We start from the raw sequence: 22,474 nt of genomic DNA on the forward strand, positions 1-22,474 counted from the left end.
TTGCAATGACAAAGTCGCTTGGTAATTAAGGTACGACAGAATCGCTCGGTGATCACAGTCATTGCTGTCATTGCTGTAAATCACTTTTGGACATTTTCGAGTTACGAACTTTCCTAAATTAGATCTTCATGAATTACACAAGGTATTACAAACTATTAATATAGAATGGTTTACTCGTCAAAAAAAGAGCCGTATCGCTCGTGATTCGTACGCCGAATCGCTTCTTCAATATAATCTAAAAAGACTTTGACTCGGGCAGGAATAAATCGCCCAGGAGGGCGGACAGCCCAAATGGCCGTTTTAGGCAAAATTTCGTAATCCTTCAGCACTACCTCAACCTTACCCTGCGTTATATCAGGAGCGACACGCCACAATGCCGCAAGTCCAACCCCCATCCCAACCTCGACAAGATCGCTAATGGCATCTCCCCAGTTTACTGACAGTGGGCCGTGAACAGACACCTTATGCAACGAGCCGTTTGGGCTTTTAAACTCCCATTGGTTGTTATTCATGAAGGGGATGCAAACGTGATTTTCTAGATCGTTGGGTGTTTTTAGGCTAGCTGCATTTTCTAAGTACTGAGGAGACGCCACTAGCACCAGTGGGTTATCCGCAACTTTTCGCGCCAGCAAACTGTTGGACTCTAAGTTACCGATTCGAAATGCAACATCATAGCCATGTTCAACAATATCTAATCGATTGTCCGAAAAATCAATTTCAATGTTTAAGTCGGGATACTGCTTTAAAAAGGCAGGAATAAAAGGAACCACATAAAGCCTGCCATAGGTAGAAGATACCGCGATCCGAATCTTTCCTTGTATGTTTTTATCCCCTTTAAAAACATTGCGCGTTTCTTCAATGTTGTCGATGATTCGTTTGGCGTGCTCAAGAAACACAACCCCATCATGGGTCAGTGACACTGTGCGCGTGGTACGGTGAAACAGCTTTACACCGACTTGGCTTTCCAAATGCTGAATACGCTGGCTTGCATTGGTTGTCGAGAAACCAAAATCCAGTCCTGCCTGGCCAATTTTGCCTAGTTCGGCAACCCTAATAAACAGTGCTAGGCTTTTAAAATCGAGATCCATGCGATGCCCTCTTAAATAAACCCACTCACTTTAATCCCGAAAAATGGGATTATCAATCCCTTTATTGCTAGATGATAAAGGCAAACAAAATAATTAATATACATTCCAAGCCAACACGCTCTTAGGAATATATCAATGCCATTTACACAAATTATCAAATTTACGGTTGCTGAAAACGCTGTCGAATCATTTCAGTCGGCACTACTCGTACAGCATACACATACGCAAGCTGAGCAAGGCAGTGTAGCGACGCGGTTCTATCAAGATAACAGCAACCCTAGCGTGTTTTTCGCATACGAGCGTTGGGAAAATGTTTCCGCCGTCAAATTTCATCAAGAGCAAAGCTATACGCAACACTTCATGACAGTAGCTAAAAGCGCACTATTATTAGAGCCAGTAGTCATAACACTGGAAGATACTAATCCAAGCCCAATGGCACCTATTTCGGCAGCTGAAGATGATCCAAGATTTAATATCTTTTTCATTTTCAAAATCAAGCCAGGTACTAAAGAGAAACTGCTCGAACAGTTTAAACACCACATCACTAACACACGCAATGAAGCGGGGTGCCTATTGTTTGATCTTTACACCGTTGAAGGCGACGACGAAACCTTGGTGGTATATGAACACTGGCGCAAGGAATCAGACGTTTGGGACATTCACTTTAAACAGCCTTATGCAATAGAAACTGGTGAGTTAATGGCTGAGTGTGTCATTGGTGAACTTGACCAATACATGAGCTTCGTTACGCAGTTCGCGTAATCAATACACAATTCAAATTCTTATACATTTAATAGGACACAAATCATGAAATCATTCGTAATCAAGCAAGCTGGCGGCATTGAAAACCTACAACTGACTCAAATTGATAAGCCAATAGTACAGTCGGGCGAAGTGCTGGTAGAGACTCGAGCACTCAGTATTAACCCTGCAGACACCAAGGTGAAATACGCCCAAGAAGCGCTCAACAATCTCTTTGGTGATGCTGACCCTATGATCTTAGGCTGGGACATTGCGGGTACAGTTGTCGCTATTGCCGATGATGTAACTGAATTTAGTGTGGGTGACAAAGTATTTGGTATGGTGAACTTCCCAGGGCACGGTAAAGCCTATGCCGAATATGTTGCAGCGCCTGCAGATCAGTTAGCAACCATTCCAAGCAACACCTCATTTAACGATGCTGCGGCAACCACCCTTGCGGCTTTAACCGCACTGCAAGTGCTTAGTGAAGTGAAAGCTGATGATCGTGTACTGATCCACGCTGGCTCAGGTGGTGTTGGCCACTTTGCAATTCAAATCGCGAAAAGCTTAGGTGCCTATGTTATTTCAACCAGCTCTGCAAAAAATCGTGACTTTATTCTTTCTTTGGGTGCAGACCAGCACATTGACTACCGAACAGAAGCATTCGAAAAAGTGGCTATCGATATTGATTTTGTGTTCGATACTCTAGGCCTAGAAACGGCAATGACGTCACTACAAACCATGAAAAAAGGTGGCAGCCTAACGTCGATTGCAATGATGGGTTTAGAGCCAAAGCTTGAAAATTTGGCTACCGAGCTGAGTGTGAATGTTAGCACTCACATGGTTCACTCTAATGGCAAAGATATGGCGACACTTAAAGCCATGCTAGAAGATGGCCGAGTGACGCCACATATTTCTCAAACGTTTGATTTTGAAAACCTCCCTCAAGCTCACACAGCTATCGAAAGTGGTAGAACGCTGGGTAAAGTCATCATCACTTTATAACTTTCGCTCTATTAGTTTACATTTAAGGAAACGCTCAGATGAAATCATCCACAACCAAACGAATCGTTGCAGGTCTGTTAGCGGCAGCAATGCCATTATTTACAAACGCAGAACCAGGCCCTTCCTCGACCACTCGCGTTGCTAGCGACATCGTCATTGAACAGCAATGGCAGATAGATTCGGGCGTTTCTCAACCAGAGTCGGTACTTGTGATCGCCGATCATGATTGGCTTTATGTTTCGAACGTGAACGGTGAAGAAAAGGCCGGTTTTATCAGCAAGGTCTCCAAGGAGGGTCATGTTGAGTCTTTAAAATGGATCGATGGCATTCAAACACCGACAGGTATGGGCTATTTTGCTGGGTTGCTTTATGTGGCCGATCAAAACCAAGTCCATGTAATTGATGTGAGTCTCGGCAAAGTCGTCAAATCACTTTCGTCGAAAGCAATCTCTCTTAATGATATTGCAGTCACCGAGGATGGCCGAGTATTTATTACTGACTTGACATCAGGAAGTCTGTACACAATCCAAGATAATGAGGTTGTCCACTGGTTAAGCTCACCACTGTTTACCAACCTAAATGGCATTTTAATTCAAGGAGATAAAATTTGGGTTGGCAGTGTCGGTACACGCTTGGCGCTGGATCTAAAACCAGATGAGCTAGGGTCAATCTACGAAATATCAATCAGTGAAAAATCCGTATCCATGGTTGAAGGCACTGAGAATATTGCGCTGGTCGATGGACTTCAAGCGTTTGAGCAGGGTTATATTGTCCCAAGCCCGGCTTCGGGCACGGTCTACTACTTCGATGAGCAAACCCGCACAGCAGTAGGCATGGTTGACATTGGTGTTGCAGATATTGCAATTGATCAGCAGACAAATATGCTTTATGCGCCGATATTGTTTGGTGACAAGTTGAATGCTTACCGTATTTACAAAAAATAGGGGTTTGAAACTAAAACACACAAATGTAGCGACATAATAAATCTGGCCACATAGTTAGAGTTCTAAGCATGAGAAAATGTAAGTCAAATCGTACTTAGGTGAACTGACTTCTTGAACGAGTGTAACACCGAATGGGGCATTTCTGAGTTACGAAATGCCACCTGAGAAGGATTTGGACAGAAATCAGTTTCGCAAATCAGAACATTAACATGTCATGAATTACGTAAAATATGAAAAGTCGCTTAACTTGGTGTCTAGCATTGATGATGCGGATCACACGAAGTAAGCACATATTGTCTTTGACTTGATAATATTGTGATAATCAATATGAGATTTGTTCCATATTTTGTATTTTTAACCATCACTATTTTTCCAATGTTGAGGTGTGCATGAGAAATCGTTCTATTTTTGGGTGGAAGCTAAGTGAGAGTAGAGTTGTTTCTGTTGTTGAGCTAGAAAGTGGCACTCAGAATGACGTTGTCTGTCCTTGCTGTGGAGACTTCATGGTTGCCGCACATAGTAATAAAGGCATAGCTAGCTACTTACGCCATCAAAGTAACGCAGAATGTCGCTATTCGTATGAAACCCAGTTGCATTTGAGTGCAAAGGAGTTCATCGAACGGGAGAAGCTCATTCCTCATCCATATTCCAGTGGCATTTTTGATTCTAGTGACTGTGAAATGGTAGGTGTGAAAAATGTCCGTCTAGAGGTCTATCGAGACGGAAGGATTCCAGATGTCGTTTGCCAGATCGGTAGGGAAGAGTATTACGTGGAAGTTACTAATACTCATGAAACCCCACCAGATAAAATAGTGGACTTTCGAAAGCAGGGCAGGAGTGCTCTTGAGTTATTTCTAGTTGGATTGGACTCAGATTCGCTGCTGAACAGCTATGAAAATGTAAAAGTTCAGATAACAGCATTAAATCCGCTAAATCCATTCTGGGATTTTATTGAGCAGCAAGCCGCGATGAGTATCAGCAAAGAAAGAAGTATGTTGTTGAGAAAGATAGCAAGGCATCGCAAACAAGTTCAAAGAATTACTGAAAACATTTCTGAGCGTGAGGTACAAGCTAAGGAAAGGGTTGCCCGAATAAAACAAAGAGTTGAAAAGTGGCAAGAAAAAGAGCGGGAGCAAAAAGAGCTCTATAAGCAGATAAAGTCCCTAGCGAATGACCTTCAAGTTGTGGTACTGCGGCTTGAAGAAGAGAAGTCATCTTTAAATCAAGAATCAGAACAACTCAAGCAAACCATCTATCTTAACAAGTTAGAAGCGGGAAGAATCATTAACAATGCGAGAGTTGAAGCAGAACAACAGCGTGAAAAGGTCAGAGTAGAAGTTAGAGATGATGTTCTAGCTGAGTTAGCTTCGGAAATAGAAGATACTAGACAGAATGCTCAAATGATTACCGATAATGCTCTAAAGCAAGAGTTATCAATGGTTGAAAGCGCTCAAAGAACAGCGCAACAAATATTGGATGGGGCACATTACAAAATCACGAGTGAGCTTGAAGCTGCACTTGATAGAAAAGGTGTATCAAATGAAGCGTTGACCGAGTTAGAAAACCATGTCAAATGGCTAAAACAAGAAACGGATAGTCTAGAGGAAAAGAAAGCTGAGTTAGAGAGTGGTGTTAATTTAGATAGACTTTGGAGTAAACAACAAGACTTGCAGAGAGCGATTAGTAAGGAAACAAACCGTTTGAATGATCTTAAAGAAGTCGGTGATAAGTATGTCAAAGTCATTAACGGTATTGCTCGAGATTTCAAACAGCTAGATACGGCAGAGTACGCCTCTCTTTTGCCTGAACGTATTCAAAAGAAAATAAAAGTCAATCGAATGATCTTAGAGATGCAAAACTCAATAGAATACGAGCCGCTGTAACTGACTGCATGTGTTATGGATTCTATGACTGTTACTGACATCCGAGCAGAAGAGAGTTGTCGAAGTCGAAGTGAATCGCAACCTACTCGCTAGACAGATACATACCTACTTATCATATTGAATCATTAGAAAAAGTAGGTAAGTTAGTGACAAAAATGAGTTCTGAGGCATAGGCTAGAAAGTTTTGGGGCAGAAATAATTCACGAAACAGGTTGTTTCGCAATTGTGCAAGACCCTCTTGTTGCAAAATTGGATACTAGAGATTTGCCCAACAGCCTGTTGGACAATTGGGGAATGTAGGAGTTGTTGCAAATTCTGCAACTACTGAGGATTCCTCGGTAGTTGCTCATTAGCTAACCCTATGGGTTTTACTATGGCTCCTGAAACACTTTGGGGCAGAAAGTGCTTTAACTTATCTTCGCCGTCTAACTTGATATAGCCAAAAACAGATCAAACAATATTGGAACTGACAAACTTTAATGCTCTCGGACATTTACAGTGGGAATCACTGATTTATAGAAGCCGGGTATCGAAAGAAATTTCGTATTTGTTGGCCGTTTTGATGAGTTTTGGATAACCTGAATGTTTTGTGTTGAGTACATAGTTTTGTTCGCGAGGCACAATCACCGACGGGATCGCCAGCGCCAAGCTTGAATAGCTCGATAACCATTGATCACCGATTTCGGCTGTCTGAAGCGGGGCAGGCTCTTCATTCCAGTTGTCCGGCAAGTCGTCATTTTCAAGGACCAAAGCATCGGCTTCATCCAGTTCCAACGTAAACAAGACATAATTTTCAAGTACTTTGGTATTTTTGAGATGAACCAAGATTTCTAAAATGGCAAGTGACTCTGACGCCGCAACATAAACCGCCGAGCGTCCAATAGAATTCCAACGCCCTCCGTACAGTCTGGAGCCTTCGCCATCGAAAGCTGACTCTTCCCACTTTTCCTTTACGATTCGGTACAAAGTGATCAAGAAAATACCCCATGCTCTAATCGTCCAATTAGATTTAGAACACCTTCTGATTCAGCAGTAGTGGAAACCATATCGATAGGGCGGCGGTTACCCAAACCAACCACAGGGGATTTGAGCCATTCACATGCGGCCAAAATATCACCTTCAAACAAGTTGATTGTTTGGTTGAATATCTCAGCAAAACGGTACAAACGATCACTTTCGTCTTTGTTAAAACGTCCCGCTTTCGATCTGCGGTTTAGTGTGGCTGGTGGAATTGTAACAGCGGTAGCCAACTCTTTCTTTTCCAATTTAGAGTGCTTGGCTAGCTTGTCAAAAACATCAAAATCCAGACCTTTATGAACAGACTCATAAAGGGTTACCCCTCGGGATGGAATACCTACTTGCTGCCAAAAGCTAGCTGGCTGTTTAACAGGTTTGAATGCTTGCATTTGTGACATAACAATAACACCTTATCAAATGATAGTTTAATTATGTATCAGATGATTGTGTTAGGCAAGATCTTCGCCCAGTTATCTTCATCGTTAGGGTTTCGTCTAATTGTTGCACTTCAAAACCAGAAAGCTACCCATATTCGACTGCCTATGTATTAGATGCAAGGGGCGATTTGCTCTCCCAAATTGAGAATATTGAGTTTAGTACGTTCTTTTTACGTCACTGGGAAAAGGCGGTCGGTAGGGATAGCCGTCGAGGTGCGTTCATGATGATGCTATGCCATTTCATGGAGAACCAAATGCAGCTAGATGTAGAACGCCATATTCCGTTAGATGGCGTGCTAACGGCCATTGAGCTTATTGAGGATGAATCAGTTGCATTAAATGGAAAGATTATTTTGACTATTGAAACCTCCTATCACGGTATTGGTTTGGCTTTGCATCAATAAGTCATAGGTACTGTAGTAGGTCATCGAGTCTTGATAATCTTCAGCCAATGCTGAGGCGAAAACGAATATTATTTCAGGTTATTCATGGAGTGCTTCAGCTCGTTTTTGAGTGCACAAGATTTCATGCCGCCACAGGGGTATTATTGGGGAAACGGTGGGGCAGCATTTCAGCTCGTGAATATCCGATCAGAAAAATTGCTTAGAACTCTTAAACGTTGGTCTAGCGAATTGAACGGCGTTATTTTCTGCCAACTTCGTGTTTTTCACTACGTGGGAGCTCTGCATCTAAATCCTCCCAATTAGCCTTGGAAGTCACAAAGTTATGAGAAATAGGGCGTTCAGTGATATCTGAATCCAAGATGCCTAACCGAAGACGATACCTTTCAGGAGACTGTGAATTTGAGCTATAAATTGGACTGCCACAAGCTTTACAAAAGTATTTGCGTTTGCCTTTGCTACTTTCGTAAAAAGTGAGAGTGTTATCTGCATCGGATAATTTTAAGCCTTCCGAGTCGATAAAAGCATTGGTAGCATAGGCGCTTCCACTTGCCTTACGGCATAAAGAACAATGGCAATGAATAATATCGGTGACACCACCATCCAATGTCAATTGGATGGAACCACACAAACAACTCCCTTTGTACATTTTCTCTCCTTAGTTATAGCTTAACTCATTCGTTTAACGCACCGAGCATTCTGCATTGCACCATAAACTTAATCTAAATTGTCAGGTGTATAAAGGTTCGTGCCACACACCTTACACTTATAATCACCCGTTGCTTCGCTTTCCATTAAGGAGCTTGCTGCTGCAGCTAACAATCCAGAGAAGAAACCTTTCACTTCACTATCTGGTTGTGCTTTAGAAAAACTCTCATACTTATGGGTAGTGACTTGTTTACACTCACAACAAAACGCTTTCATTTCCTTTGCACCGTAAGCATGCACCACTTTACTTCTCCTGAAGCCGGTTTATCGTCTAGCAACTAACGCAACTGATCGGGTAGATAGATGTTTAATGCTCCTATAATGCGCCTTTAAATTCATCACTTCAATTAATAATCAAAGGCTTATCATAATGATATTGAATAATATAAAAACTGCCATTTAATCGAATGATTAAATGGCAGGTGAGAAAGGTAGGGATTCACAGGTAGGGACGCTTAGTAAGCAACCCCAATACGTTGGCGTGGGAATTGGCCTGCTTCTAGTTCGTCAATCATCGCGATGGCGTAATCGCTCACAGAGATTTTGCTGTCGCCGTTTTCGTCAGTTAATAGTTGTTCCCCGCCAGTACGGTAGGTCGATAGCTTATCTCCTGGGAAGATGTCTGCGGCTGGGCTAACGAACGTCCAGTTTAATTCGCTATCAGATTGCTTGAAGACGTCGAGAGCCTCAGACTGTGCTAGTGCTTCGTTTTTGTATTCCTCGGGAAAGTCCGGAACGGTTACAAGGGGTACGTTTGGAGCAACTTCAAGCGAGCCTGCACCACCTACCCATAATAGGCGCTCGATACCGACGCCTGGCAATGTAGCAAGTAACTTAGTCGCTGTGCTTTTTACGATGTCGTGATTACCTAAGGCGCGACCACCAATAGCGGCAATGACCGCGTCAACGCCTGATAGAGTGGCCGATAAGTTATCCGTATCATCTTGTAAATCGTAGGGGCGAACTTCAACGCCACTAGTTTCTACTCGGCTTGCATCTCTTACGACAGCAATAACGTCGTGGCCACGAGATTTTGCTTCTTGTGCGATGTGACTACCAATCCAACCTGACGCGCCTAATACTGCAATTTTCATAATGTCTCTCCAATTATCCGATTTATTTAGTCTGTTTCTGACAGCCATTACAGCCTAATAGATTCCTTAATTGAGATAAATATCGACAAATGATATACATTGTATCCACCTGGTTAACTAATGGGTTTTTGGCTTAATCATTTGACTCGAAGCTATGCATAAAGCGTTGATCAGAACGAACAGATAAACAATTTGAGAGGGTGTAATGGATAGGTTGACAGCGATGCGAAGTTTTGTGGAAGTAGCAAATCGTGCCAGCTTTACTCAAGCGGCAACGCATTTGGACATGAGCCGGTTACAAGTGTCGCGCCATGTCAAAGAGATAGAAGCATGGCTACAACAAAGGTTATTGCACAGAACCACGCGAAAAGTGAGTTTAACCGCTGAAGGGGAAATGGCATTACAACGTTGCGAGAGAATACTCCATGAAACCGCAGAGCTAGAGGTCACAGCCCTTAATCAAACCGATGAACTGTCGGGGATAATTCGAATCGCGGCTCCTATCGGCCTGACTCAAAACTTGCTGTTAGATGTGGTAGAGCAGTTCACCGAGCGTCATCCAAATATCAGCGTAGAGCTTTTTGCTTCCGACTATTTTGCTCAACTGGTGGAAGAAAGAATAGACATTGCCCTTCGCTATACCGATCAACCTGACGATAGCTTGATTGCTCGAAAGCTAATGGAAATTGACTCGGTTGTGTGTGCATCTGAAGCCTATTTAGCTGAGCATGGGGAACCTAAGTCTATCGACGAGCTTCGACAACATAATTGCTTTCGCCACCTTAGCATCTCTCAATGGAACTTCGTGAAAGACAATAAGCACTATTCAGTTGAGGTGTCTGGAACCATTAAGGCCAATGATGTTGGCGTGTTAAGTCGCGCCGCCGAACACGATAAAGGAATTGTTCGCCTGCCATGCGATCTCGCGAATCCGTTGATCTCTGATGGTAAGTTGAAACAAATATTGGGTGATTATGTTTCTCCGAGCAGTGTGCTTTGGGCTGTGTATTTGTCTCGCAGTTATCAGCTTCCTATTGTTCGGCAGTTCATTGATTTTGTTGCCCAAGCTTGGTCAACGGATATTAAATCTGGGGGCGTTTGATTTCAATGGAGACAACATTGAGTTGAATGAAACGACTCAGTGACCACAACTCGCTCTAACGGGAGGCTTTGTTCTTTTTAAAGTACTTAACTACCGTCCAGATGACATAGCTAGCCACTCCCACGATGAGAGCTGAACGGATTAAAATAGGTGCATCATGTTCTAGCTGGGTAACATGCGGAGCAATACTGGCAAACAATCGGCTGGTGAAAAGCAGCCCCATAACTAATATAACGATTTTATTCATTCGGCCTGCCATTTTAATCGATGCGTTGTACAGAAAAAACGGTGGGAGGGTCGCCCTTAATAAAAGGAAGCTTTGTTCTGCCTAGGTTTAAAAGAATGCGCTTCTTATATGTGGCCGTCAACGGCGCATCAAGCTAAAAGCGGTAAGCTAACATTTCATTATTGAGTTACATTGAACGACTACCGTTTTAATATAATCACTTGGCGTTAGGCCGAACTTGCCTTTAAAGCGTTGGCTGAAACGGCCTTCGGATTGGTAGCCACATAATTGAGATAGCAGTGCGACGTTATAGTGACCATTTTGCATTAAATGCAGCGCGTGGTTTAGGCGCACTTCAGCCAACACTTCTCTGTATCGTGTGCCTTCTTGCTTGAGGTTTCTCATCATCGTTGCTCGGCTAACAGCAAAGCGTTTTGCTGTGGCTTCTAGCGTATGTTCTTCACTCGGAGAGTAGGACAAGTAGCGGCTCAATTTCTGGGTGAAGGTGGTGTTCGTGCTGGCAAATAAATGATGCAACACGCCACGCTCCGCCAACTGCTGATAAACCCCCATGATCCAAAAAGTCTGTGTTTCTTTGCTTAGGCTCTGTGGAGTAAACGAGAACAGCGCATTGAGTGTTTCTTGCAATCCTTTGTCGGTTTTCATCATTGGAGTGGCTTGTGTTGTGCCGCTGTTCTTGCTCAGTTCAATCATTGAGTCTGTCGGTAGGCAATGGAAGCTGAACATTCTGGAAAGAAAACGGCCTTTTTGGGGGAGGTTCTCAAAGCTCAATGAGGCCGAAGCCTCACAGAGCAATAATGCTCCGTGAGAAAGATCCATGGTCGAGTCTTTCCAGAACAGACGTTTACTACCATCCATAATTTGAATGATGCACGGGGAATGAATTCTTACGTTTCGGAGCTTTTGAAGTTGCTCGGCACGGAATATCGTTACTTGATACTGATGACTCATCATTCCCCCATTCTCTTGTAATTTAACGTGTGTAAGTGGCGGTTAGCGTCGCTTTGTCTAATGCCATACTATTCAATGTAAAACCGACTACCGCTGAAGGCGTGTTTTCATCTAGTTGTACTTTATCTGTTGGCAGTGCCCAAACCGTAAACTGGTATCGGTGCATGCCGTCTGAAACAGGAGGGCAAGCGCCACCGAAGCCGATGCTGCCGTAATCGATACGAGACTCGATTCCGCCAAGCTTTTTAATATTCACACCTCGCGGCAGTTCATTTACCGTAGCAGGAATATTGAATGCGACCCAGTGCCAAAAGCCGCTGCCTGTTGGTGCATCAGGGTCATACGCTGTGATTGCAAAGCTCTTGGTGCCTGCTGGTGCGTCTTGCCACATTAGTTGGGGGGATAAATTGCTACCATCACAACCCCAACCGTTGTACTCAAAGGTCTTAGCCATAGGGTGACCCTCTTGAATGTCTTTACTCGTTAATTCAAATGCTTGAGCTGCCCCAATAACCAATAGGCTGAGTGCTAATACAGATTTTGTGAATACTTGCATGAGTGTGTTCCTTTTCGTGAGTTCGAGTAAAGTGTACCGTTCCCGAAAAGTACTGAATGTTCATTAAGTATCAATTAGTGCTATTTTTGTTGTAATTTTGATACTTTAAGTTAAATGGCTAAGTTAGGATACAGATATTTCCCTTTGTCGCTCATTGCCTAGAGTCGATTGCTCTTTTTCATTTAGAGATATGGACAGAACACTTATTCTGATTGTGATCGTATCGTCAATATGCGTAAACCTGATTGTTTATATTCAAATAAATTCAATTAGTTAAGTTAATATTATGTTACGAACAACAATCGCATTGCTCTGTGTCACTAGCTTCGCTGCCACTGCCAGTATCACTCTTCCTTCTGGTGAAGACTGGCTTAATCACGCAACAGAAGGACTCGCCCCCTATTGGTTAATGCCGAGTGCCGAAGGAAATCCAGTCGGTAACTTTCCGACATTTCGTTGCGATAACGGCACCTTGCTCGATGTTGCTGATGTCTGCCCTGAATTGAAGAAAGGTTGGATTACTCCGCACTTTGGCAAAGAATTTACTCGAATGAAGTCGCGCCAAACCTATGCTTATGGCGTGCTGTACCACCTAACGGGTGATAAGAAGGCGTTAGAGCTGGCCAAACAAGGTGCGTATTATCTAATCGATGAGCTCCAAGATGAGAAGAATGGCGGCTTTATCAGTTACACCGTCAATGGGGAAGCGGGGCTCGAGTGGCAACAGCGTACCTCTCAAGATCAAGCGTACGCTTTGGTTGGTCTTGCAATGTACTATTACCTTACTCAAGATAAAAAGGTCGAACAGGCACTTATCTCGCAACAAGCTTTTATCTTTGATAAGTATCGGCTTAAAGATGATCTTGGCCTCGCTTGGGTACTCGCAGACGGTGATGATGGGAGTAAACAACAACGTGAACTGGTTGCACAGCTTGATCAAATCAACGGTTACCTGCTTCTTGTTGCCCCGTTGCTGCCAGAACCAAATAAATCAAAATGGTTTAAAGACCTAACTTGGCTAACACAAACCATGGTAGACCACTACCATTCAGAAGATGAGCAACGTTTTTACGGTGCAATTCATCATAAAGCGGTGATGATGCCAAGTGCCAACCATAACGATTTCGGCCATACCATTAAAGCGTATTGGATGACTTATTTAACAGGGAAAACGTTGGATAATTCTCAATGGTCACAGTTTGGTATGGCTGGGATGAAGCATACATTGGCGCAGGCGCAATACACTAAAAGCTTTGCTAGCGTCTCTGGTTACTATGGTGAGCAACTTCAAAAGAGATGGAAAGGGCAGCAGATCAGTGGATGGCAAAGCCGGCCATATAGCGAAGGCAGTTCGTCATGGGAATGGGCAGAGCTTGATCAGGCGGCCATGACGGTATCTCTTATTGATGGGTCAATGAAGCCTGTTCTGCAATATACGCTGCCGACTTTTCATGATGTATGGGTTGATCACAAGTATGGTGGCGTTGGGTTAAATCCGAAGCAAACTAAAGCGTTTCATTGGGGGAATGGTTACCACCAGTTTGAGCATGCGTTAATTGGCTATTTGTTCGCACAACAGAATGACTCGAAGCCGGCTACCTTGTACTACGCAAGACCAAACAACAGTAAAATACCTATTGAACCCTACTATTTCCAAGGGGACATGGTTGATTCTCAGAACCAGAGTGACGGAACTAAAAAAGTCAGCTTTACCAATATTCGGCCTTAATAATCCGAGAGGACGGTCGTTGTTGTAGGTTCAGGGATACACGTAAGCCATGTATCCCTTTAGTCGAACTATTAAACGTAGCCGGCTAATTAGCGAAAAGTTACTTCTTAGCCAGCCCTTTGCTGTTTAAATACCCCAAAATATGAGGGCGAACTTCTCCGGATATTTTGCTCGTGACTTGCTCAGACCAAGAACTTTGTTTTTGATTACTCGTGCGGCTGGCATAGTAGCTTGCCATGACGTCGTCGTACTTGGCTACGTGCTGCTTGTTTAATGGTTGGTATTGGTTTTCATGTACTAATACCTCAGGTGCTAAGCGAGGTTTAATTTCAGGGTCTTGCGCGGGGTGACCAAGGCACAAACCAAAGAGTGCAGCGCTGTATTTTGGTAAACCGAGCAGTTCATCGGCTTCTTTTACCCCATTTCTCAAACCGCCAATATACACACCACCTAGGCCTAATGATTCAGCAGCAAGTAAGCAGTTTTGTGCCATGATGCCAGAATCAATAGCCCCGATCAGTGTTAGCTCTGTGTACTCTGGGGTTACCTCAGGGTTAAGCTCGAAGTGACGCTGGTAGTCGATACAAAAGACCAAAAACTCGGCTGCTTTTTCTACGTATGCTTGGTTGCCAGCAAGGCGTGCCAGCGTTTTACGTTTCTCAGGGTCAGTAATCCGAATCACCGAAACGACTTGCAACATGCTAGAAGACGACGCCGCGATGCCTGATTGAATAATGGCATTAAGCTGCTCAGGAGCAATAGGTTCGTCGGTATATTGGCGAATAGAACGGTGAGATAGCATGGTATCGATTACTGAATTCATAGTGTCACTCTATTGATTAGTTTGAAATTTGCTCTCTAGTTATATGCAATATTGTCTGCTGTGTCATCTTGTGTTTATCGTCTTTATATGACGAGCAGGGCTAATGACATGCCTAATAAGGCACCAGCACAAAAAGTAACAAGGCCGTGAGTCTGGGGCTTTGTTGCGCCAATCGGTTCACGTACGGCAGTTGCGTAGCGCTCGGTATATAAGGTATAACGAGGGTGATAAATATTATTCATAGGTTCCTCTGCTCTTCATCTGGTTACGCTTTTTATTATCAGAGGAATAACCGGAATAAAGAACGATATGATCAAAAAACAGAGTTCACCTTTTTTATCCATCATTCATTTACAGCGTTTAAATCAGCTAGATAAAGCTTTCCCGACCGCGACCCAGACGCCGGTAGAAGTAAGCCAATTAGCGGCGTTGCTTTCCTGCTCCGAGCGTAATGTCAGTAAGTTAATGGTTACGCTGCAATCTAAAGGCTGTATTCAGTGGTCTCCCGGGCGTGGGCGCGGTAATAAATCGACGCTAACAATACTGATGTCGTTTGAAGAGGCGTTGCTGGCGCAGTTGGAATCTCAAGCGCGAGAAGGCCATATTGATGAAGCTTTTCGTTACGCCGAGCAATTTGACAAGCTCAGCCTATTTCAAGACCAACTGCCGCGGTGGCTCGCCCCCGCTCAAGCTGAGCTTTCGAAGCAAAATACGCTTGTCTATTTAGTGCCTTACCCCTTCCCTGAATGGCGTCCACCGATGGTGGATTTACTTCAATCCATTATGTTGATTGAATCGATTTTTGATACCTTAGTGAAATACGATCATCAAACAGGGAAAATCATTCCTCATATTGCCCATCATTTTGATTATCAAGACAATCAATATCGTTTTCGGATTCGAGATGATGTCTTTTTTCACAATGGCGAAAAGCTGCAGCTTACCCACTTAAAAGATTGTTTTAACTATCAAGTAACGCACAGTAGAAAAAGTAAATTGCTTTTTCGTCATGTAGAGAGTATCGCGGTTGACGGTCAATGGCTGTTATTCAATATGAAGCAATTTGACCCTGTGTTTTTGCATGTATTGGCAGATATACACCACGGAATTTTCTTACTCGATAACAAAGGCGAGCTTTCTCAACCTATTGGTACAGGCACGTATAAATTAAGTGCTTTTCAAGAAGATCATTGGGTGTTGGAGAAAAACAGGCAGTATTTTTCCGTAGGGGGCTTGATAGAAAGGCCGAGTTTTGGTCTAGTAAATCAGAGCAAGTAATTTGCAGTGCTCATGTTCAAGAGATCAGTTTCAGTAGCGAGCAGTCGAGAGATGACTCAGACAAAGTGGATCAAGACGCCTGTAACTTATTTGAGTTCGTTCACCATGAAAATAGGTTGTCGGTAGCAGAACGTTCTTGGCTGATGGACAAAACCAGGCAATATGTAGAACTACAAAATAGTGACAGTTCACCTTTAGCGAATAGCATTACCCCTTACCATCAAGATAAAGGGTTTCATCTATTTAATACTGCCATGCGAAAGCCATCTAGACCCATTGTTATCATGAGCAGCCGAAAGGACAGTGACTCATTTGCAGGCCTCGTTGAGCACCTTGAGTCTTTTGGTGTTATATGTGAAATTCGCTATCAATGGCTCGGCGATGATTTGGCAAACCAGCAGGTCGACATTCTTAATCAATGCTACGTCTTTAGCGATAATACGCCATTTCAGTACTATCGTTGGTTATTAACGGGCAATATCTATCAATACTGCTTAGATGATATAAACGGCAAAAACTACCTTAGATTTATTGACTCACTAATGGCAGACAGCCAGAGCGGGCAAGACTTTTTAGACAAGCTGTATCGAGTAGAAGATTGGTTGATACAAAACGGTTACTACATGCCATTGTGGCGTCATCATGCGCGATATACAACGTCGCAAGAGTTACATGGCACAGAGACGAATAGCATGGGAGTGATGTCTTTAGCGCGATTGTGGCTAGAGTGACGATTAAAAGTCCCGAACAGAAAAGGAATGGCACTGAATTGAGTCGGTCTTTTACTAAGGCGGGTATTTGTCTAAGCCCTTTATAAATGGGCTTAGAGTAAGAGCATTTATGGAGTCATAGAACGCGATTGTCCCCGCCACTGTACGCGATAATTTGGCTTATTTCGCTTAGGCTTTTTCCACACTCTTGCTGCCAATTATTGAATGCCTTGCTGGCTGCCAGTTGGGTGCGCTTAGTATCTCGGCCACCATCAATAATCCCTGTGTTCCTTAGGTGTGATTCCACATCTGATGAAAGGATGAATGTGTCTTTGCCCATTTGGCGCAGTGTATAAGCTCCGGTGTTGCCACCAAGGCGTTTACCGTTTCGTTTTAGGTAGCCCCATAGCTCGGTAATCTGCTCGCTTGGCCAGTGCGCTACCATTTCCGAAAATGAACTAACGTCTTGGTTATCGTGTTTCGCTGAGTGAATCATCATGGCATTCGCTGGAATGCTCATGACCTTGGTCATATGACGAATGATCTTTGGATCTTGAGCTTTGGCTTCCCAAGCTTCTTCAGGCAGCATTAACAAGGTTTCTATTTTGAAATTGAAAAATACTTCCTCAAAATTAGGCCATTTATTCCTCACTACATTCCATGAAATCCCGCATTGAAATACTTTTTCAGTAAAAGCAGCTAACCAACGATCGTCGCCAATTTGTGCCAACGTTTGAACATCAAGTGGCTTGCGAACCAAAGCGATGAGGTTTTCTTCTCCGCCTTTACGTTCAACAGCACGATTATAGATAGATTGGAATTTTTCTTGGGTCATATCGATTTGATCTAAAAAGCGAAAGGTGAAGGTTAAGATAAACAAACTGACGGGAAAAGCGAGAATAAATCTCGTGGTGCTAGATTTTAAAGAGGGAAGAAGTCGGCCTGAATAAGGCCGACAGTGTCACGTTAGGTTACTTACCGGTTATTGGTTTAGTGCTTCAATAAGGACGAGTTCGCGTTCAAGCGTGATGCGTTGTGCCTTAGTGGCATCAGGCAGTTTGGCATTGCGTTCAGCCACAGCCTTGGCTTGTGCATCTTTGTTGTTAAACAGAAGAGCCTTAACATTGATGGCGGCGATGTTGGTGTAGCGGCCGTCTTCACTGGCTGGCACATCAATCTTTCCGTCGTTCACCAACTGTTTAACGATGTTTCTTTCTTTTTCATAGCCTTCTAAGCCTGCAAGTTTCCATCGTTGCATCGCTTTGCCTTGGTAGGTACCATTTTTTTCTTCGGTCAAATAGCGAATGGTCAGGTTGCGGATGGTGCCTTCTTCTTCACCGTATTCGGCTTCGGTATCAAATAGAACTGGGAAAGACTGGCTTTCAAGTACGCCACCTTTTTTAGTTAAATGCCCCATTCGGTAACTGTTCATACCAATACGAATATCGCTGCTGTCAGTGATAGATTGCCCGTCAGCAAATTTTAAGTCGGTAATGCGTTTACCGGCTGGTTGTGTCAGGTCAATGGTGTAACTCACTCCGGCAAAAAAATCATTGGTAGAGTACTTAGACGCTCGACGTTTAGGGAAAAAGCTGTAGGTGACGTCACCAGGTTCCACAGAATTAAAGTAACCGGCAGACCATTCCATATAGGTCTTGAGTTCTTTTCCTGTCATTTGGTAGACCGTAATTTCACCGCCAGCATATTGATAGTTATAGGCAATGTCTTTGGCCTTTATAGGGCCTACATCCAGTTCAGCGTTATCATTGTCAATTTGCAGAGCGATGACGTTCGCTTTGGGGGCATAGAAAAAGCTTGCTTCTTGGAACAGTGCACTGATGCCTGTGTCTTGGATGTGCACTTGAGGAATGCCACGAATTTCGTTTTCAGGAACAAGGTCGGTGCCTGTTAACTCTGCCACTTCACGGTTGGCCATTTCACGTAAACGTTTGTGATAAGGCTGATAGAGCGCTTCCATTTTCTCATCAGAGTCGACACCCTTGATTTTGTAGGTGAAGCTATCTTTATTTACTAAGGTAAATTTGCCATTGCGTTCTTCAAACTGGAAATCAATGCGAGACAGTGCGCGGCCATATTTGTCGGGCTCGGTAATGATGACACCATTGACGACAGCTTTATCAATACGAGTGTGCATGTGCCCCGCAACGATGGCGTCTAATTCTGGGTTACCATTCGCGATGTCAGTAACGCCTGTGTTCGCAATATCGTTCTCGTTTTCAAGGCCCATATGGGCAACAAGAACAATCGCATCCACATCGTTTTCAATCGCATCAATGGCTTTTTGTACTTCAATGGTTGGGTTGGTAAATGTCATGCCATCAAGACGGTTTGTGCCCTCAGCAAACACTTGGGTCATCGGAGTATCCATACCGATCATGCCAATTTTGATGCCGCCTCGTTCAATGATGGTGTAAGCGGGCAAGAAAGGGTTGCCGTCTGGTCGGCTAATGTTGCCAGCCAGCGTTTGTCCTTTGAATTGGTCAAGAGAGCGGTTCAGTACTTTAAGCCCGAAATCGAACTCATGATTGCCGAGCACCCAGACATCGTATTTCATTTCATTGAAGCCAAGCATCATTGGGTCGACAGGCTCATCTTTAAATGTCTCGACGAAATTGCCTTGAATGGTGTCACCCGCATCAACCAAAATGATGTTAGGTTGCTCTTCGCGAATGTTTTTAACCTTTGTCGCTATCTGGCTCAGGCTTCCACGCATATTCAGTTTATCTGCAGCGTAATCCCATGGCATAAAGTGACCGTGTAGATCGGAAGTACCAAGTATGGTGACGTCATGGATATCGCCATCAGCGGCGAAAATTGGGAAAGAAAAGCTGAGTGCAATAGCACTGGTCAATAGAGTTTTTTTCATTATTATCATTTCTGTAGAGGAATTAGATGCATAATAATCAATGTGCCCACTACGAAATGAGATTGGTGTCACCTTTTAGGTGAAACATAGGTGACTGTTACATCATGTTGGGAGGTGTCTGGCAGTTCCAACAGTATTGGTAAAGACCATTTTTATATTGTGGCTTTTGTTGATTCTTATTGTAAGAGAAGAGAAGAGAAGAGCAAGCGAGCAGATGTAGATAAAAAAACACCTGCGTCTCGGTCGAGGGCAGGTGTTAAACAAAAGTAGAATTCAGCCTTTAAGGCGGGGATCAGCGCTGATTAGTGATAAGCGCTTGATCGCGAGCCATTTGGTGTGCAATTTTAGGTGCTTGCCATAAACAAGGAAGCAAAATAAACGACACAGGAACGGCGGTGACTACAATGAATGATTGAAGAGCAGAAATGCCACCAGAACCCATTGAAATAAGAGCAATAGCCACCACGCCCATAATTACGCCCCAAAAAGCGCGTACCAATGGGTTTGGTTCTGTTGAGCCTGTCATAACAACACTGATGGTGTAGGTCATGGAGTCTCCAGTGGTCACGATAAACGTCGTCGTCAATATTAAGAACAATACCGAGATTAGCATCGGAGCAGGCAGTTGCGCGGTGATAGCCAACAGTACTGCTGGTAAGTTAAAGCCTTCAAACGCAGTCGTGATGCTACCAGGGTTAGCGAGTTCAAACGCTAAACCACTGCCACCAACAACACTGAACCAGAAACAAGTAATCAGCGGAGCAACAACACTGATAGCCAAAATAAGCTGGCGGATGCTACGGCCACGAGAAATACGAGCAATGAAGATGGCCATCATTGGACCATAACCAATGAACCAGCCCCAAAAGAATACCGTCCACGAGCCTAGCCAACCCGCATCTTGACGGAACAACGCCATAGGGGCGAAGTTACTCGCCATACCGCCAACACCTTGTAGGTAGCCGTCAATAATGAAGCTTGTTGGGCCAAACAACAGAATAAAACTGATAAGACCAATCGCTAGAATGATGTTGTAACGGCTGACAATTTGAATGCCTTTGTTAACACCACTGAGTGCCGACAAGGTATACATTGCGATAGCGCTGATGATCACCATTGTTTGTGTCATCAGAGTATCTTCAATACCGAATAAAGAATTGAGTGCGTAGCTGATTTGTAGGCCAAGGAATCCGATAGGACCAATAGTACCCGCCGCGACTGCGATGATGCTGCACGCATCCACAAGATTGCCAAACCAACCATTAATGGCGCGATCACCTAATAATGGGTAAAGCAGAGTTCTTGGTTTAAGAGGTAAGCCTTTTTCGTAGTGCAGATGCATCAATACGATAGAGGATAGGCCGCCTAAGATAGCCCACGCCAAGAATCCCCAGTGTAAAAATGATTGCGACAGCGCGTTTACTGCGTTGTCCGCGACGCTAGCATCGCCAAAGAAAGGGGGAGGGGAAACAAAGTGAGCGATGGGCTCTGCAGCAGCCCAGAATACGCCACCGCCAGCAAGCAAAGTACACAGCACAATGGCCATCCACTTAAAGGTATCCATTTCAGGGGTTGAAAGACCGCCTAGTTTGACATCACCGGTGCGGCTGATAGCCAAAAAGAGGCCAATAACAAAGTTGAGCAGCAGCAATACTTGCCAAAATGCGCCAAACCATTGTGTTGCATAAGAGAAAGAGGTGGTAACGAGAGAAGACAGTGCGGAGGCATTGGTGACTGCAAGTAAAACAAATAAAACGAGAAAGCTACCACTGAGCCAGAAGACTGGGTTGTTTAACTCCAGTTTTTGAGTCAATGATTCAGAAGTGGGAGTGGTCGATTGATCTGTATATTCGGGTGAAGCTGATAAAGTACTATCTACTACATGTGTCATATTCGACATAGATTGTTCACTATTTTTTGACCATTGAAGGCCGTTGCATTTACCGCACACAGAAGTAAAAGTGTGAGGTTCGTCAAAAAAAGGCGCTGATACTAACATGATTGAAAGCAAAAATGGGACTTTTTGTGAAGTTATTCATCAATAGCGGGCTGTGGGGAAGGGTTTAGCTTAGCTATCGTAGGCTAACAGTTTGCCTGATCACGTGATTTTTCTGCTCGGTGGGAAATGAAGTTTTCGTCACGATCTAGTGAATGGGGTTAATGAACTCAGACGTATTAATCTATAATAAAGGATAATAAGACTAACGTACTAGTTTAATGATATTTTCTTGGCCGTAGCGGCTTAGTTTTAAAATATAAGTTTTATATTTATAAAATTATTTTAGCGATTATTCTTATGAGTGATTGAGTGGTGTTGCATATGGTTTTGAGTTATTCTGTGATCCTATAGAAAGTTTTAATTTAATAGAAATTTATTGGCAAATATTGATCACATTTATGGCTGCTTTTTGTTTAACAAATCCAAATTATATTGGATGATAGATTCATCGATTAGGACTTTGGTTTTCAGGATAGGACATAAAAAATGAACATGTACCTTAAATGGCAATCCACATTAATTCAAACCTTGCTTGCATGGTTTAACTTAGATCACGTCCTGTCTTTCCACCTTTCCGCAGAGTAACGCTTACAACCTTTCTTAGTACGACTTTCCGTATGAATTTAACGTGTTTACCTCATGCTATCTGGCATTTATGGTGAGCAAATTTTGAAAATCCAACTTATTGCGAGTACATACAGTGAAGATATGTCTTGATTGGCAACATGTTTGGTTGTCATCTCCGATGCAGATGCATTGGTACAATGAAGATGGAAAAATATCTTTTTATTTTCCATCGAACGAAGCTACCCATAAGTAGAAAATAATCGACTTACGTAATTTTTGTCGCTAGGTATATTAACCTGAATTTTGT

24 protein-coding genes and 1 pseudogene are annotated in these 22,474 nt (G+C 43.4%); 10 read left to right on the forward strand and 15 right to left on the reverse strand.

From position 1 onward, the window contains the following. Positions 1-170: 170 nt before the first annotated feature. Complete coding sequence (locus QWZ04_RS21015) at positions 171-1,088, reverse strand: LysR family transcriptional regulator (protein WP_290330209.1); 918 nt, start codon at positions 1,086-1,088, stop codon at positions 171-173. A 135-nt stretch (positions 1,089-1,223) separates the two neighbouring features. Here QWZ04_RS21015 and QWZ04_RS21020 point away from each other — a divergent pair, with 135 nt between their 5' ends. From QWZ04_RS21020 to QWZ04_RS21035, 4 genes are all read left to right on the forward strand, one after another. Further along, positions 1,224-1,850 (forward strand): putative quinol monooxygenase, encoded by a 627-nt coding sequence (locus QWZ04_RS21020; protein WP_290330210.1) that lies wholly within the window; start codon positions 1,224-1,226, stop codon positions 1,848-1,850. 45 nt (positions 1,851-1,895) lie between these two features. After that, positions 1,896-2,834, forward strand: a complete 939-nt coding sequence (locus QWZ04_RS21025; RefSeq protein ID WP_290330211.1) for an NADP-dependent oxidoreductase — start codon at positions 1,896-1,898, stop codon at positions 2,832-2,834. Between the two features lie 38 nt (positions 2,835-2,872). Next, the gene (locus tag QWZ04_RS21030; protein WP_290330212.1) at positions 2,873-3,778 is read left to right on the forward strand and encodes an SMP-30/gluconolactonase/LRE family protein; all 906 of its coding nucleotides are present in this window, start codon (positions 2,873-2,875) and stop codon (positions 3,776-3,778) included. 389 nt (positions 3,779-4,167) lie between these two features. Beyond that, positions 4,168-5,661: a coiled-coil domain-containing protein gene (locus tag QWZ04_RS21035; RefSeq protein ID WP_290330213.1), complete on the forward strand. Its 1,494-nt coding sequence runs from the start codon at positions 4,168-4,170 to the stop codon at positions 5,659-5,661. 513 nt (positions 5,662-6,174) lie between these two features. Here the strand turns inward: QWZ04_RS21035 and QWZ04_RS21040 are convergent. Both QWZ04_RS21040 and parS read right to left on the reverse strand, forming a co-directional pair. Further along, positions 6,175-6,636, reverse strand: coding sequence for an RES family NAD+ phosphorylase (locus QWZ04_RS21040; RefSeq protein ID WP_290330214.1), 462 nt, complete (start codon positions 6,634-6,636; stop codon positions 6,175-6,177). After that, positions 6,633-7,076 carry a type II RES/Xre toxin-antitoxin system antitoxin gene (gene parS / locus QWZ04_RS21045; RefSeq protein WP_290330215.1) on the reverse strand — a complete coding sequence of 148 codons (444 nt, stop codon included), beginning with the start codon at positions 7,074-7,076 and terminating at the stop codon, positions 6,633-6,635. Before parS ends, QWZ04_RS21040 begins: the two co-directional genes overlap by 4 nt. Positions 7,077-7,243: 167 nt before the next feature. On the opposite strand from parS, the gene QWZ04_RS21050 reads away from it, so the two are divergent. Further along, a complete protein-coding gene (locus QWZ04_RS21050) occupies positions 7,244-7,519 on the forward strand; it encodes an MDR/zinc-dependent alcohol dehydrogenase-like family protein (protein ID WP_290330216.1) in 276 nt (91 codons plus the stop codon). Here QWZ04_RS21050 and QWZ04_RS23505 read toward each other — a convergent pair. From QWZ04_RS23505 to QWZ04_RS21065, 4 genes and pseudogenes are all read right to left on the reverse strand, one after another. After that, positions 7,466-7,642 (reverse strand): annotated as a pseudogene (locus QWZ04_RS23505) (Crp/Fnr family transcriptional regulator); the annotation flags it as partial. The gene QWZ04_RS21050 and the pseudogene QWZ04_RS23505 sit on opposite strands and share 54 nt — an antisense overlap. A gap of 115 nt (positions 7,643-7,757) precedes the next feature. Beyond that, entirely contained in the window at positions 7,758-8,165 is a 408-nt protein-coding gene (locus QWZ04_RS21055; protein WP_290330217.1) for a GFA family protein, read from the reverse strand. 68 nt (positions 8,166-8,233) lie between these two features. Continuing rightward, complete coding sequence (locus tag QWZ04_RS21060; protein WP_290330218.1) at positions 8,234-8,467, reverse strand: hypothetical protein; 234 nt, start codon at positions 8,465-8,467, stop codon at positions 8,234-8,236. Between the two features lie 212 nt (positions 8,468-8,679). Then, positions 8,680-9,318: an NAD(P)-dependent oxidoreductase gene (locus tag QWZ04_RS21065; RefSeq protein ID WP_290330219.1), complete on the reverse strand. Its 639-nt coding sequence runs from the start codon at positions 9,316-9,318 to the stop codon at positions 8,680-8,682. A gap of 205 nt (positions 9,319-9,523) precedes the next feature. Between QWZ04_RS21065 and QWZ04_RS21070 the strand changes: the two genes are divergently transcribed. Further along, a complete protein-coding gene (locus QWZ04_RS21070; protein WP_290330221.1) occupies positions 9,524-10,420 on the forward strand; it encodes a LysR family transcriptional regulator in 897 nt (298 codons plus the stop codon). A gap of 55 nt (positions 10,421-10,475) precedes the next feature. Here QWZ04_RS21070 and QWZ04_RS21075 read toward each other — a convergent pair whose 3' ends face one another. The 3 genes from QWZ04_RS21075 to QWZ04_RS21085 form a co-directional block, all read right to left on the reverse strand. Beyond that, positions 10,476-10,667 (reverse strand): hypothetical protein, encoded by a 192-nt coding sequence (locus tag QWZ04_RS21075; RefSeq protein WP_290330222.1) that lies wholly within the window; start codon positions 10,665-10,667, stop codon positions 10,476-10,478. Between the two features lie 147 nt (positions 10,668-10,814). Next, entirely contained in the window at positions 10,815-11,618 is an 804-nt protein-coding gene (locus QWZ04_RS21080) for a helix-turn-helix transcriptional regulator (RefSeq protein ID WP_290330577.1), read from the reverse strand. A gap of 22 nt (positions 11,619-11,640) precedes the next feature. Then, positions 11,641-12,174, reverse strand: coding sequence for a YbhB/YbcL family Raf kinase inhibitor-like protein (locus QWZ04_RS21085; protein ID WP_290330223.1), 534 nt, complete (start codon positions 12,172-12,174; stop codon positions 11,641-11,643). Positions 12,175-12,460: 286 nt separating this feature from the next. Here QWZ04_RS21085 and QWZ04_RS21090 point away from each other — a divergent pair, with 286 nt between their 5' ends. After that, positions 12,461-13,903: an AGE family epimerase/isomerase gene (locus QWZ04_RS21090; protein ID WP_290330224.1), complete on the forward strand. Its 1,443-nt coding sequence runs from the start codon at positions 12,461-12,463 to the stop codon at positions 13,901-13,903. A 100-nt stretch (positions 13,904-14,003) separates the two neighbouring features. Here the strand turns inward: QWZ04_RS21090 and nfsA are convergent, their stop codons facing one another. Together nfsA and QWZ04_RS21100 are read right to left on the reverse strand one after the other, a co-directional pair. Then, on the reverse strand, positions 14,004-14,726 hold the full coding sequence (gene nfsA, locus QWZ04_RS21095) for an oxygen-insensitive NADPH nitroreductase (RefSeq protein ID WP_290330225.1): 723 nt from the start codon (positions 14,724-14,726) through the stop codon (positions 14,004-14,006). Positions 14,727-14,809: 83 nt separating this feature from the next. Next, positions 14,810-14,968, reverse strand: a complete 159-nt coding sequence (locus QWZ04_RS21100) for a hypothetical protein (RefSeq protein ID WP_290330226.1) — start codon at positions 14,966-14,968, stop codon at positions 14,810-14,812. A 67-nt stretch (positions 14,969-15,035) separates the two neighbouring features. On the opposite strand from QWZ04_RS21100, the gene QWZ04_RS21105 reads away from it, so the two are divergent. Both QWZ04_RS21105 and QWZ04_RS21110 read left to right on the forward strand, forming a co-directional pair. Continuing rightward, positions 15,036-16,004, forward strand: a complete 969-nt coding sequence (locus QWZ04_RS21105; protein ID WP_290330228.1) for an SgrR family transcriptional regulator — start codon at positions 15,036-15,038, stop codon at positions 16,002-16,004. Positions 16,005-16,069: 65 nt separating this feature from the next. Then, the gene (locus QWZ04_RS21110; protein WP_290330229.1) at positions 16,070-16,735 is read left to right on the forward strand and encodes a periplasmic substrate-binding domain-containing protein; all 666 of its coding nucleotides are present in this window, start codon (positions 16,070-16,072) and stop codon (positions 16,733-16,735) included. 115 nt (positions 16,736-16,850) lie between these two features. Here QWZ04_RS21110 and QWZ04_RS21115 read toward each other — a convergent pair whose 3' ends face one another. The 3 genes from QWZ04_RS21115 to QWZ04_RS21125 all read right to left on the reverse strand — a co-directional run bounded on the left by QWZ04_RS21115 (position 16,851) and on the right by QWZ04_RS21125 (position 21,501). Beyond that, positions 16,851-17,549, reverse strand: a complete 699-nt coding sequence (locus QWZ04_RS21115; RefSeq protein WP_290330231.1) for a DNA-3-methyladenine glycosylase I — start codon at positions 17,547-17,549, stop codon at positions 16,851-16,853. 147 nt (positions 17,550-17,696) lie between these two features. Then, positions 17,697-19,601, reverse strand: a complete 1,905-nt coding sequence (locus tag QWZ04_RS21120; protein WP_290330232.1) for a bifunctional metallophosphatase/5'-nucleotidase — start codon at positions 19,599-19,601, stop codon at positions 17,697-17,699. Between the two features lie 292 nt (positions 19,602-19,893). Next, a complete protein-coding gene (locus tag QWZ04_RS21125) occupies positions 19,894-21,501 on the reverse strand; it encodes a BCCT family transporter (RefSeq protein WP_290330233.1) in 1,608 nt (535 codons plus the stop codon). Between the two features lie 850 nt (positions 21,502-22,351). Here QWZ04_RS21125 and tnaC point away from each other — a divergent pair. Further along, positions 22,352-22,420 (forward strand): tryptophanase leader peptide, encoded by a 69-nt coding sequence (tnaC, locus tag QWZ04_RS23510; RefSeq protein WP_353958867.1) that lies wholly within the window; start codon positions 22,352-22,354, stop codon positions 22,418-22,420. Positions 22,421-22,474: the final 54 nt, after the last annotated feature.

Origin of the sequence: Vibrio tapetis subsp. quintayensis (genome assembly GCF_030409945.1) — a bacterium.
Taxonomy (GTDB): domain Bacteria; phylum Pseudomonadota; class Gammaproteobacteria; order Enterobacterales; family Vibrionaceae; genus Vibrio; species Vibrio quintayensis.